Annotated in this window: 11 protein-coding genes; 6 read left to right on the forward strand and 5 right to left on the reverse strand. The window is 61.3% G+C overall.

Annotation, left to right across the window (positions count from 1 at the left end; genetic code table 11):
- Positions 1 to 4: 4 nt before the first annotated feature.
- Genes HX866_RS07660 through HX866_RS07670 form a run of 3 tightly spaced genes read right to left on the reverse strand, consistent with a single transcriptional unit; the run spans position 5 to position 3287 of the window.
- Positions 5 to 832: a metal-dependent hydrolase gene (locus tag HX866_RS07660; protein ID WP_177124702.1), complete on the reverse strand. Its 828-nt coding sequence runs from the start codon at positions 830 to 832 to the stop codon at positions 5 to 7.
- Between the two features lie 14 nt (positions 833 to 846).
- On the reverse strand, positions 847 to 1752 hold the full coding sequence (locus tag HX866_RS07665) for an SDR family NAD(P)-dependent oxidoreductase (RefSeq protein ID WP_177138815.1): 906 nt from the start codon (positions 1750 to 1752) through the stop codon (positions 847 to 849).
- Positions 1749 to 3287, reverse strand: a complete 1539-nt coding sequence (locus HX866_RS07670; protein ID WP_177138817.1) for a flavin-containing monooxygenase — start codon at positions 3285 to 3287, stop codon at positions 1749 to 1751. The genes HX866_RS07665 and HX866_RS07670 overlap by 4 nt, the downstream gene beginning before the upstream one ends.
- Before the next feature lie 252 nt (positions 3288 to 3539).
- Between HX866_RS07670 and HX866_RS07675 the strand changes: the two genes are divergently transcribed.
- The 6 genes from HX866_RS07675 to HX866_RS07700 all read left to right on the forward strand — a co-directional run bounded on the left by HX866_RS07675 (position 3540) and on the right by HX866_RS07700 (position 10009).
- On the forward strand, positions 3540 to 4532 hold the full coding sequence (locus HX866_RS07675) for an alpha/beta fold hydrolase (protein WP_177097734.1): 993 nt from the start codon (positions 3540 to 3542) through the stop codon (positions 4530 to 4532).
- 241 nt (positions 4533 to 4773) lie between these two features.
- A complete protein-coding gene (locus HX866_RS07680; RefSeq protein ID WP_177097735.1) occupies positions 4774 to 6051 on the forward strand; it encodes an alkane 1-monooxygenase in 1278 nt (425 codons plus the stop codon).
- Between the two features lie 137 nt (positions 6052 to 6188).
- Positions 6189 to 6680 (forward strand): alkane oxidation protein activator PraA, encoded by a 492-nt coding sequence (praA, locus tag HX866_RS07685; RefSeq protein ID WP_177124705.1) that lies wholly within the window; start codon positions 6189 to 6191, stop codon positions 6678 to 6680.
- 168 nt (positions 6681 to 6848) lie between these two features.
- Positions 6849 to 7331 (forward strand): alkane oxidation protein activator PraB, encoded by a 483-nt coding sequence (praB, locus tag HX866_RS07690; protein WP_177097737.1) that lies wholly within the window; start codon positions 6849 to 6851, stop codon positions 7329 to 7331.
- Positions 7332 to 7453: 122 nt separating this feature from the next.
- Entirely contained in the window at positions 7454 to 8896 is a 1443-nt protein-coding gene (locus tag HX866_RS07695; protein ID WP_177097738.1) for an outer membrane protein transport protein, read from the forward strand.
- Positions 8897 to 9103: 207 nt separating this feature from the next.
- Complete coding sequence (locus tag HX866_RS07700; protein WP_177138819.1) at positions 9104 to 10009, forward strand: LysR family transcriptional regulator; 906 nt, start codon at positions 9104 to 9106, stop codon at positions 10007 to 10009.
- 23 nt (positions 10010 to 10032) lie between these two features.
- On the opposite strand, the gene HX866_RS07705 is transcribed toward HX866_RS07700, so the two are convergent.
- Together HX866_RS07705 and HX866_RS07710 are read right to left on the reverse strand one after the other, a co-directional pair.
- A complete protein-coding gene (locus HX866_RS07705) occupies positions 10033 to 10806 on the reverse strand; it encodes a substrate-binding domain-containing protein (protein ID WP_177138821.1) in 774 nt (257 codons plus the stop codon).
- A 34-nt stretch (positions 10807 to 10840) separates the two neighbouring features.
- A complete protein-coding gene (locus tag HX866_RS07710; RefSeq protein ID WP_177097741.1) occupies positions 10841 to 12139 on the reverse strand; it encodes an MFS transporter in 1299 nt (432 codons plus the stop codon).
- Positions 12140 to 12212 lie beyond the last annotated feature (73 nt).

Below are 12212 nucleotides of genomic sequence, written 5' to 3' on the forward strand. Positions count from 1 at the left end.
CTGCTCAGGGGCGACGGTTATCCATCGCCTCGACCAGGGCGTCGATACGTTGCAGGTGCTCGCGGTTGTCATGGTCCCAGGGATGGAAGCCGGGCTTGAAGTAGTCGAGCCAGGGCAGGGCGATCCGCGGAAACACGCCGTGGCGGCCGAACAGGTACTTCACCATGCTCCAGCAACCCTTCAGGTGATGGCCGGCCTTGCGGTCGGCGATCAGCAGGCGCACATGGAAATCGAACACCACCAGCCAGAACATCAGCGTGGTGCTCAGCATGCTGCCGACCCGGATCAGGTAGCGCCCCAACCCCGGCTTGACTGCGGCATTCCACACATCGAAGGCCACCGACTTGTGCTCGGTTTCCTCCAGCGCGTGCCACATCCACATCTGCCGATAACCCTCGACCGAGTCGCCGAAGCGACTCGGGTCGCGCAGCATCAGGTCGGCGAGCATCGCCGTGTAATGCTCCAGGGCGATGGTGATGCCCAGGTTGAAGGCGGGCGGGAAGTATTTCTTCTGGAAGTCGAGAATCATCCGCAAGCGCCGATCGAGCTTGTGCGCCGGCAGCCCGGCGGCTTGCAGCAGATCGTTGTAGCGCAGGTGCTCGCGGCTGTGCATGGCTTCCTGGCCGATAAAACCCTGGATCTGGCGCTTGAGCTCGGGGTCGTGGACCCGGTCACGGTAATGACGCACGCTGTCCATGAAGAACAGTTCGCCAGAGGGAAACAGCAAGGACAGGGCATTGAAGAACTGCGTGACCCACGGCCCCTGGGCATGCCAGTCCTTGGCACGTTCGGCGGGCAGGTCGACACTGACATCACGGCGTACAGGCAACATGACAGGCACTCCTTTCAATTGAGACCGCCCGGTTCCTTGGCTTCACTGGCGCCAGGCCGGGTCTTGCGTTTGCCCAGGGGCGACATCCGCCGGCTGATAAACACCACCAGGGCCTGATAGGCGCTGGGCAGCAGGCGCACCAGCCAGTCGAGGGCATGGGCGTCGCGGCCGATCAGCACGCGCCGACGGTTTTTCCGTACGCCGTGCAAGATCACCCGCGCTGCCTGGTCGGCATCGGTGATAAACAGCTTCTCGAAATCCGCCCGGGCCTGCTCCTCGTTGTCGATCAGCAGGCCCTTGACGTTGTCGCGGATCCGGCTGGAACGGGCGATATCGGTACGGATGCCACCGGGGTGCACACAGGTGGCCGAGACGCCGTAGGCCATCAGGTCGAGTTCCTGGCGCAAGGCTTCGGTAAAACCGCGCACGGCGAACTTGCTGGCGTTGTAGCCGCTCATGCCGGGTTGGGCGAACAGGCCGAACACGCTGGAGGTGTTGATGATGTGCCCGTTGCCGCTCTGCTTGAGGTAGGGCAGGAAGGCTTGGGTGCCATGGACCACGCCCCAGAAGTTGATCCCGAAAATCCACTCGAGGTCTTCCTGGCTCATGCCTTCGATGGTGCTCGACAGCGCCACCCCGGCATTGTTGAACACCAGGTTGACGCCGCCATGCTCGGCGGCCGTGGCGGCCGCCCAGTCGAACAGGGCCTGGCGCTCGGCGACATCGAGTACCTGGGTGGTGATGTGCAGCGGCAGCAGCGCGGCGGCCCGGGCCAGTTCCAGGGTCTGTGCCAGGCCTTGGGGGTTCTTGTCCGCGAGGGCCAGATGGCAACCTTCGCGGGCCAGGGCAATGGCCAGGGCACGGCCCATGCCGGACGCGGCGCCGGTAATGGCCGCGACTTTACCGTCGAAGGTCTTCATGGGCGGCCTCCGGGGGCTTGGGCCGGTTCCGGACGTGGGGATATCCGCGCAGAGACTTTGTAGTCGTTGAGCTGAAAGTGCCGCGTGACCTGGCGGAAGCGCCAGGTCGAGCCAGGCCAGAGGGTGGTGTTCTTGCCGGTGCGCGGGTCCAGATACCAGCTGCGACAGCCACCGGTTGACCAGATCGCGCGCTGCAGACGCTGCTGGAGTCGTTCATTGTAGCGCTGCTCCACGTCGGGCCTGACCTCCAGCGTTTCGATCCACTGGCTGCGCATCTGCTCAAGGGCCTGAAGGATGTAGGTGACCTGGGCCTCGATCATCAGGATCATCGAGTTGTACCCCAGCCCGGTGTTCGGGCCGATGATCATGAAGAAGTTCGGGTAGCCCGGCAGGCAGGTGCCCAGGTAGGCATGGGCGCCGTTGGCCCAGGCATCGAGTACGTCGAGGCCGTCGCGCCCGGTGATCAGGTCGCGGGGCAACGGCTCGGTGGCTTGGAAGCCGGTGCCGAAAATCAGGCAGTCGACCGGGTGGCGCACGCCATCGGCAGTGACCACGGCATCGGCCTCGATCCGTGTCACGGCCTGGCTGACCACCTTCACATGGCTGCGCGCCAGCGCCGGATAGTAGTCGTTGGAGATCAGGATGCGTTTGCAACCGATGGTGTAGTCGGGCGTCAGGGTCTTGCGCAGCGTCGGCGCGGCGACTTGCCGGTGCAGATGGCGCACGGCGACTTTCTGCACCAGCTTCATCAACTTCGGATAGCGGGCGAAGGCAATCACCCGGCTTTCCAGTGCCCAGTAAATGGCCGAGCGGGCCAGGCGTTGGGTGAAGGGCAGGTGCTTGAACAGCCAGCGTTCGGTCGTCGACAGTTCACGGTCCGGCTTGGGCAGAATCCACGGTGGCGTGCGCTGGAACAGGCTCAGATGCGCCACCCGAGGGGCAATCTGCGGCACGAACTGGATGGCGCTGGCCCCCGTGCCGATCACCGCGACCCGCTTGCCTTCCAGTGCATAGTCATGATCCCAGTGCTGGGAATGGAAACTTTTACCCTGGAAGTCCGCCAGCCCCGGAATATCCGGTAGTGCAGGGCGCGAGAGCCCGCCCATGCCGGAAATCAGCACCCGCGCCGACACCTGGCGTCCATCGGCAAAGCTCAGCGCCCAGCGCTGCCGGCTTTCGTCGAACACCGCGCGGCTCAGGGCCATGCCGAAGCGCAGGTGCGGCGTGACGCCAAAATTCTGCGCGCAACGCTCCAGATAGGTACGGATTTCCGCCTGCGGCGCAAATTGCCGGCTCCAGTGCGGATTGGGCGCGAAGGAGAACGAATAGACATGGGACTGCACATCGCAGGCGCAGCCCGGGTAGTGGTTGTCGCGCCAGGTGCCGCCCAGGCTGTCGGCCCGTTCGGCGACGAAGAAGTCGCCGATGCCGGCCTGCTTCAGGCGGATCGCCATGCACAGCCCGGCAAAGCCGGCGCCAATGATGGCGATATCAACGCTTTCGCCGTCTGGCGGGGGTGACGAGTACGCATTCATGGTGTGTACCTCGATTGTGGCAACGCCTGTCGGTGAGCGAAGGCGTTGAATGAATCGTTAGCATTGCATAATTAAATTAAATGTTTTAAAAAATAATTTAAATAACTTACCTGAAAATATCGCCTACGCTAGTGTTCTGTCGAACCCTGGCGACTCATCCGACCGATGGGCCTGTTCATCAGGTGTAGGCGATTCTCGAGGTGGCAGCCAATCCCGGCGCCGCGCCTTGGGGCAGGGATGCGAGGTTCGAACATGGGATGGGGTGTTGGGGTTGCACTCGTTGCGGCGGCGAATGTCGCGCTATGGGCTATCAGCTCGCGGATCAATCGGAATATCGAGGCCGCGGTGCCGTCCGAAGGGCGTTTTATCGAAGTGGGCGGCGAGTGGATTCATTACCTGGATGAGGGCAGCGGTCCGCCTCTGGTGATGATCCATGGGCTGTCGGGCTGTGGACGCAACCTGACCTATGCCTTGTCGCCGCGTTTGCGCGAGCAGTTCCGGGTGATCACCCTGGACCGACCCGGCTCCGGCTACTCTTCCCGACGTCCGGACGCCGGGGTCGATATTCCCGCGCAGGCCGGCCTGATCGCTGAATTCATCGATAAATTGAACCTGGACCGTCCCCTGGTGCTCGGGCATTCCCTGGGCGGTGCCCTGGCCTTGTCTCTCGCCCTCGATCACCCACAGTCGGTTTGCGGCCTGGTGCTGGTGGCGCCCCTGACCCATCCCCAACCCATCCTGCCTCCGGTGTTCCTGTCGCTGGCGGTCAGGCCGGCGTTAGTGCGGCGCTGGTTCGCGCAGGTCCTGGCCACGCCCATCGGCTGGCTCGGGCGCAAGGCTCTGGTCAAGGCCGTGTTCGCCCCCGAGTTGCCCCCCGATGACTTTGCCACGCGTGGCGGCGGGCTGTTGGGCCTGCGCAGCCGCAACTTCTATTGCGCCTCCAGCGAGATCGCCACGGTCAACCAGGATCTTCCCGGGATGGTCAGGCGCTACCCGCAACTGACGCTGCCGGTGGGCCTGATCTATGGCTCCAGGGATCGCGTGCTGAATTACCGCAAGCATGGCGAATCGATGCTCGGCAAGCTGCCAGGGCTAAGCCTGGAGATTATCGACGGGGCCGGGCACATGTTGCCCGTCACTGCCGTGGAGCCGGTGGCTGAACTGGTTCTCACCATCGCCCGGCGGACAAAGTCATCCCCCGATCTCGCCCCCAGCCTGGCAGCCCCGATACTGGGTGTTTCCTGATCGAGCCGCTTGCCGATTGATCGGCTGCTGCGTGATGACATTCACATTCAGTAAAAAAGTAGTTGACGAGCTAACGAAATCGGGCTAAATATTTAAAAAAATGTTTTGAATGTTTTTTTTAAAAATGCGATTGAGCGATTAAAATAATGAAAATAACGCTTTCTGACACATTTGCTTTCTCCCTGCCTGCCCAGCGTCCGGCTGCGCGATTGTCTTCCGTTGCGCTCCTGCGGAGGCAGCCATGAATGCTTCCGTGGCGGCACCTGGGATCTGGACCGATGGTAAACGGCATCTCTGGTGGTTGGGTGCCTTGCCGATGGCCACCCCCTTGTTGTCTGGCCTCTTCGCCCTCACCACCGGCATTCAGTCCTTGTGGTGGAGTGGGGTACTGGTGATCTTCGGGCTGATCCCGATGATCGATGGCCTGCTCGGCGAAGACCGCAGCAACCCACCGGAAACCGTGGTTCCGGATCTTGAAAAACAAACCTACTATCGCTGGATCATCTACACCTGCGTGGCTCTGGTCACCCTGTCGATGCTGAGCACTGCCTGGCTGGCTGCGGGCGGCATCGACTGGCTGATCGGCGGTGGCCTGTTACGGCTCAGCGAGGCGTTGTCGTTGCACGGCGCAGCGGCGACACTGTTGGCCTACATCACCGAGCGGGCCCAGGTGCATGGCAGCGTCAGTGCCTTCACTTACCTGGGCATGGCGATGTCCACCGGGGCCGCCACGGGCATCGCCATCAATATTGCCCATGAACTGGGACACAAGACCCGGCCATTGGAACAGTTCCTGGCCAAGTTGTCCCTGGCGCCGACCTTCTATGGTCACTTCTTCGTCGAGCACAATCGCGGCCACCATGTGCGGGTGGCGACCCCGGAAGATCCGGCCAGCTCGCGCCTGGGGGAAAGTTTCTGGAGCTTCCTGCCACGCTCGGTGTATCACAGCCTGCGTTCGGCCTGGCACCTGGAACGTGATCGGCTGGGCAAACTCGGACTGCCGGCCCTGCACTGGAAAAACACGGTACTCGGCGCCTGGATGTTCAGCGTGGTGATGTGGGGCGGCTTGATCCTGTGGCTGGGCAGCGCGGTGATTCCTTTCCTGCTGATCCAGGGCATCTACGGGTTCTCGTTGCTGGAAGTGGTGAACTATGTCGAACACTACGGCCTGCTGCGTCAGAAGTTGCCCAACGGTCGTTATGAACGTTGTTCGCCCCGGCACTCCTGGAACAGTAATCGGATTGTCACCAATATCTTCCTCTTTCAACTTCAGCGGCATTCCGATCATCATGCTTATCCGACGCGCAGTTACCAGGCCTTGCGTCACTTTGATGAGTCGCCGCAACTGCCTTACGGTTATGCGAGTATGATTGTCTGGGCCTATGTGCCGTTTCTCTGGCGGCGACTGATGGATCAACGGGTATTGGCGCACTATGAAGGGAATGTCCGCCTGGCCAACTTGCAGCCTTCCAAACGCATAGAATTGTTGAAACGCCACGGCACCCGCCACAGCGATTGAATAGAACCGTTGAATAACATGCCCACCTTGAAAAGTGTGCATGACGGGACAACTCACGTCGAGGTCGGCGGATGAGTCTCGGGAAAATATGAAGTTGACCCATAAAACAACAATAACGATCAGGAAGGACGTCAACCATGCATTCAATGCTATTAGCGGTTCGGGTACTTGCGGTACTGCTGGGTTTTTCGGCCGTGGCACCGGCGTTTGCCGCCGCGCGGATGGAACCGGCCAATAGCGAGTTCAGTGCCAAGGGCCCGATCAGTTTTGCCAAGAGCATCATCAATGCCGACTGCACCATTGAAGTCAGCGGCCGGATCAGCGCCGACGGCAGTTATGCCAGTGTCGAGAAAGTCGGTTTTGACGGTGGCCTGAAGTGCGGTCAGGTCGAAGCCACGCACTTGCCCTGGAAGCTGGTGGCCAGGGACGAGTCCAGCGGCTCGATGTCCGGCATCCAGGTCACGGTGCACGCGCCGCTTGTGGGCGGTGATTGCGGGCCGACCACAGCCCAGGGTTCCTGGAACAACAGCACCGGAAAACTCCAGGCGGCGGATGTGGCCCTGGACGGTGGCTGCACCATCAAGACGGTGTCGATCCAGATGCCGCCGAACTTTCGGGTTGTGCCCTGAATTGAATAATGCGTCGTTCAGCGCAGTTTAAAAGTTTTAGAGCGAATATTGAAAGTTTGGCTGGAAAAGGAAGCTCGGTCGCTGTTGCTGTCGTGGTACTCCGTGTTGCCCGTAAAGGCCATTATCCCCGGCGAAATGAATCGCCATACCATGTGAGGAATAACAACAATGAAAGGCATCAAAACTCTCGTATCGTTTACTGCCATTGCTGTCTGCTTAGGCGCGGCATCCATGGTTAACGCTGCAACCATTACTCCGATAAATACCACCTTCAGCGCACCCGGCACCATTACGGTGAAATCCCCGGCGTCGTTCAACCTGCCCGTGACCTGCAACATCACCTTTACCGGCAAGACCGCTGCTGACGGTTCTTCGGCGTCGATTACCGCGGCCACTGTCAGTGGTTCCAACTCCCTGTGCGGTGTGCCGGTGATGCAGAACCTGCCCTGGACGCTGACGCCTACCAGCACCAGCACCGCCACAGTGGCCGGCGTCAGCTTCAGTGTCATTTCGAACTGTGGCACCGCGACGATCAACACCAACTATGGTGGCGGCGCGCTGACCGTTCCAAGTGCCCAGGCCGTGGGCAGCTGCAGCATCACCGCACTCAGCGTCTCGCCTAGCCCGACCTTTGTGATTACCAACCCTTGAGGTTGAGTTGAGAACAACGTGCTGATCACTCGTTGATAAGACCGGCGCCTCCTCGGAGGCGTCTGTTGAGTGCTGGTGAGCTGGGATGACCTGTTGCGGTTGATAATAATAAGGAGTGGGGCATGAATAATAAGAAACAACAATTGCACGTCGCTATCGCACTGGCTGTTTTGGGCGGTTGGGTGACGGCAGGGCCTGTTCAGGCCGGTGGTTTTTCCACACCCACCTACGGTGCACCAGGCTGGGGGCGTGCTTTCGGTGGTGGCTCGCTGTTCAAGAACGACCCAAGCGCTGCCTACAACAACCCTGCGGCCATGGCCTTCATTGATCAGAGTGTCGGACAGTTCACGGTCGACTATGCGCGTATCAAACTGAAGTATACGGGGACGGCCACCGACTATCAGGGCAATCCTGCCTCGCAGACCCCTGTGGATGCCAATGGCATTCCCGGCGACCCCGTGCCCTTGACCGGCGATGGTGGCCAAGGCGGTTTTACGGCCTGGGTTCCAACCGGGTTCCTGGTCATACCGATCAATGATCGTTTTGCTTTTGGCCTTAGCCAGGTGGTCCCGCAGGGGATGCGCAGTACCTGGGATGAAGACTGGAAAGGTCGTGACTTTGCCGTGGATACCAAGATCGAGACCGTGGGGCTTACGGGCTCACTGTCGTTCAAGGTCAACGATGCCTTTTCGGTGGGCGGTGGTGTCATCGTGCAACACACCAACGGGTTCGTCAGCCAGAACCTCAACCTGACGGGCGCTGCAGCCTTGTCCCCGGGGCTGGGGGGCATTCCCTTCCCATCGGGCGTCGGCTCGAACCTGATGCGTGTCAAGGTAGACAACACCTCGCTCGGCTGGTTTACCGGGGTGGTTTGGAAACCGACCGATCGAGACACTCTCGGACTGAACTATCACGCCAAGATCAAGAACAAGCTGGAGGGTAAATACAATATCTACGCCGATGCGCTCGGTAGGCAGTACACCACCCAGCCGTTGGGGCCTAACGGTGAGACGCTGGTGGGGCTGGCCTATCCCGGGCTCAGCCTCAATCCGGACGGTGCCAACGCCAGTACCCAGCTGGATATCCCCGCCACGGCCGGCCTGGATTGGGTGCATGTGTTCAATGATCGTTTCACCCTGGGCGTCAGTGCAACCTGGACCCAGTGGTCTTCTTTCCAGAGTCTGACGCTGAAATCCGACGGCAATCTCATCGTCTCCATTCCCTATAACTACAAGGACACCATGATGTACTCGGTGGGCGGTGACTATCGGTTCACTGATCGCCTGACCCTGCGCGCCGGTGTGGCCTTCGACGAGACTCCGACCCGCAATTCGACCCGAGATCCGCGGATCCCGGACAACGACCGCTGGTTCACTTCCCTGGGTTTTGGTTATGAGGTCAAGGAGATACCGGGGTTGAGCATCGATGGGGCTTATTCGCATCAGTTTGTGAAGGACGCTCCGATCAATACCCAGAACGTGGATCGCCTGGGTGGCTCGACCCTGGATGGCAACGTGGAAGCTTCCGGCGATGTAGTCAGTCTGTCGACGACCTACAAGTTCTGATCGAAGTCGCCGCGAATGCTTTGAACGCGCGTAACGGTAGGAGCAGGGCTTGCCGGCGAAGCTTCTCGGCGTCCTCAAGGACGCCATCGCCGACAAACCGGCTCCTACCCGATGGCGATGAGTAACGCGTATTCAAGCCCAGATCATGCATCGGATTGGCAGACTCATGCGTTAAACTGATCAATCAGTTTCCGACGAGTCAGCCCGGTGGCCATCAACTTCGATTTGAACGACTTGCAGGCCTTCCGCGCGGTGGTCGAGCAGGGCAGTTTTCGCAAGGCCGCCCAGGCCATCAATATTTCCCAGCCGGCACTGAGCCGACGCGTGGACAAGCTTGAGGAAGCCCTCGGGGTCCGGCTGTTCGAACGCACCACCCGGCGGGTCAGCCTGACCCAGGTGGGCAGGGCGTTTGCACCCACCGTGGAGCGCTTGCTGGACGATCTCGACCTGGCGTTGCTGGGTATCACCGACGTGGCCTCGACCCGGCTCGGGCATGTCACGGTGGCGTGTGTACCGTCGGCGGCTTATTACTTCATGCCCAAGGTAGTGGCCCACTATCATCGGCAATACCCGAAGATCAAGGTCAAGGTGCTCGACTCCAGCGCCAATGACGTGCATGCCGCCGTGCTCAGTGGCGAGGCGGATTTCGGCCTGAGTTTCACCGGCAACCTGCAGGCGGAAATCGAGTTCGAGTTATTGGTCGAGGAGCGTTATGTCGTGGCCTGTCGCCGCGATCATCCGTTGGCCGGCCGTGCCAGTGTGACCTGGACCGAGCTGTACCAGCAGGACTACATCAGTCTCGACAAGACCTCGGGTAATCGTTTCCTGCTCGACCAGGCGCTGATGGGCATCGAGGCGCAGAAACCCAGCGTTTGCGAAACCCGACATGTCACCACCATGATCGGTCTGGTGGAAGCCGGATTGGGGATTGCGGCGGTGCCGACCATGGCGATGCCGGTGGCCAACGAGCATCCGATTCTCACCAGTGTGCCGCTGATCGAGCCGGAGGTGATGCGCAAGGTCGGTTTGCTCAAGCGCCGGGGCCGGGTATTGACCCCGGCGGCGCGGGAACTGGAGCGCTTGATTGTCGAGATGAAGGAGTCACACGGGTAGGTGCGGGCTTGCCCGCCGACATGTCAACGAGGGACGGAATCCAGCCCGGTGGCCTTCACGGTGGCCTGCGCCGCAGGCGCCGCGAGGTAGTCCAGCAAGGCCTTGGCCTGTGCGGGATGCTCGGCGCCCACCGGAATCCCGGCGGCAAAACGCGTGACGGACTGCACCGACTCCGGGATCTTGCCGACATAAGTCACCCCGGCTACCGGCAGCAATTCGCTGACCTGTTGAAAGCCCAGTTGATAGTCACCCGTCGCCACGACCGAGGCCACGGGGATCTTCGGTACCATGGTCGCCTTGGGCTTGAGTTGCGCTTCAATACCCAGGCGCTTGAACAGCTGAGCCTGGATATACACGCCGCTGGCACTGTCGGAGTAGGCCACGGACTTGGCCTTGAGCAAGGTGTCTTTCAACTCCTGCTCGGTGCCGATGGCCGGCTGGGCGCTACCGGCGCGCACCACCAGGCCGATCCGCGAATCCGCCAGCTCGACCCGCGAGCCGGGCAAGACCTTGCCTTGCTTGATCAACTCGTCGAGGGCGTAGCCGACCATGATCACCACATCGGCCTTTTCACCGCGCGCCAACCGATTGGGAATGGCTTCCGGGGCCTTGCCCATGGACGGCCCGAGAAAGGTGTCGAGGGTGTTGCCGCTGTCGGCGGCGAATTTCGGGCCGAGGAGTTTGTAGGCGGCGGTGAAACCGCCGGAGGTCATCACACGGATGTCCTCGGCCTGGGCGGCGATGCTCGCCAGGCCCAGGCCGCCGATCACGGCGAGTTTGAGAAACACTGTTTTCATCGGATCTCTCTTGTTATTGGTATTGAAGGGGCGGTTACACCGCCGGCTGCAACTGCATCCTGGACTTGCGATAGAGGAACAGCGTCGCGCACAGGGCGCACAGCGCGGCGAAGCTCATCCAGTAGCCCGGCGAGGCCTTGTCCCCGGTGTACTGGATCAGCGCGGTGGAAATCGCCGGAGTGAAACCGCCGAACACCGCAGTTGCCAGGCTGTAGGCCAGGGAGAAACCGGCCACGCGGACTTCCACCGGCATGATCTCGGTCAGGGCTGCAACCATCGCGCCGTTGTACATCCCGTAGAGGAACGAGAACCACAGCAGCACCAGTAGCATGCTGGTGAACGTCGGAGCCTGGACCAGCAGCGAAAGGGCCGGGTAGGCCGTGGCCAGAGTCAGGCCGGACATGGTCAACAGCACCGGACGGCGACCGATACGGTCGGAGAGGGCGCCGCCCAGGGGCAGCCAGCAGAAGTTCGAAACCCCCACCAGCAAGGTCACCAGCAGGCTGTCGGCGGTGCTCAGGTGCAGGACGGTCTTGCCGAAGGTCGGCGCATACACGGTGATCAGGTAGAACGCGGTGGTGGTCAGCGCCACCATCAGCATGCCGGCGACCACAATCACCCAGTTCTGCGCCAGGGTGTTGAACACCTCACGCATGTTGGGACGGTGCTTGCGCTTGGCGAATTCCTCGGTTTCCGCCAGGTTGCGGCGCAGCAGGAAGATAAACGGCACGATCATGCAACCGACCAGAAACGGGATGCGCCAGCCCCAATCGGCCAGCACGCTGGTCGACATCCACTGGTTCAAGCCGTAGCCCAGGGCCGCCGCGATCACCACGGCGACCTGCTGGCTGCAAGACTGCCAGGCGGTGAAGAAACCCTTGCGACCCGGGGTGGCGATTTCCGACAGATAGACCGAGACACCGCCCAGTTCGGCACCGGCCGAGAAGCCCTGGAGCAGGCGACCGAGCAGGACCAGGGCCGGGGCGAGCAGGCCAATGCTTTCGTATCCGGGGACCAGCACGATCAGGATGGTACCGCTGGCCATGATCGACAGGGTGACGATCAGGCCTTTGCGTCGACCGACGTCATCGATATAGGCCCCGAGGATCACCGCGCCCAGTGGGCGCATCAGGAAACCGGCGCCGAACACGGCAAAAGTCATCATCAGCGAGGCGAACTCACTGCTGGCGGGGAAGAAGGCGGCGGCGATATAGGTGGCGTAGAAGCCGAACAGGAAGAAGTCGAACTGTTCGAGGAAGTTACCCGAGGTAACGCGAAATACCGCGCCCGCCTTGGCACGGGCGGAACTGGCGGTCGGTGTTGTGGCGTGCATCGTAAGGTCTCCAGCATTTTTATGGCCTGCATCGCAGTGCAGATTTTTATTGGCCGGGATACTGGCGCAGCGC

Source organism: Pseudomonas gingeri, assembly GCF_013386165.1.
Taxonomy (GTDB): Bacteria; Pseudomonadota; Gammaproteobacteria; order Pseudomonadales; family Pseudomonadaceae; genus Aquipseudomonas; species Aquipseudomonas gingeri_C.

What these genes read in the sequence shown, in the direction of transcription:
- HX866_RS07665 (WP_177138815.1), bottom strand. Translation starts at nt 1,752, where the DNA reads ATGAAGACCTTCGACGGTAAAGTCGCGGCCATTACCGGCGCCGCGTCC.
- HX866_RS07670 (WP_177138817.1), bottom strand. Translation starts at nt 3,287, where the DNA reads ATGAATGCGTACTCGTCACCCCCGCCAGACGGCGAAAGCGTTGATATC.
- HX866_RS07680 (WP_177097735.1), top strand. Translation starts at nt 4,774, where the DNA reads ATGAATGCTTCCGTGGCGGCACCTGGGATCTGGACCGATGGTAAACGG.
- praB (WP_177097737.1), top strand. Translation starts at nt 6,849, where the DNA reads ATGAAAGGCATCAAAACTCTCGTATCGTTTACTGCCATTGCTGTCTGC.
- HX866_RS07675 (WP_177097734.1), top strand. Translation starts at nt 3,540, where the DNA reads ATGGGATGGGGTGTTGGGGTTGCACTCGTTGCGGCGGCGAATGTCGCG.
- praA (WP_177124705.1), top strand. Translation starts at nt 6,189, where the DNA reads ATGCATTCAATGCTATTAGCGGTTCGGGTACTTGCGGTACTGCTGGGT.
- HX866_RS07705 (WP_177138821.1), bottom strand. Translation starts at nt 10,806, where the DNA reads ATGAAAACAGTGTTTCTCAAACTCGCCGTGATCGGCGGCCTGGGCCTG.
- HX866_RS07695 (WP_177097738.1), top strand. Translation starts at nt 7,454, where the DNA reads ATGAATAATAAGAAACAACAATTGCACGTCGCTATCGCACTGGCTGTT.
- HX866_RS07660 (WP_177124702.1), bottom strand. Translation starts at nt 832, where the DNA reads ATGTTGCCTGTACGCCGTGATGTCAGTGTCGACCTGCCCGCCGAACGT.
- HX866_RS07710 (WP_177097741.1), bottom strand. Translation starts at nt 12,139, where the DNA reads ATGCACGCCACAACACCGACCGCCAGTTCCGCCCGTGCCAAGGCGGGC.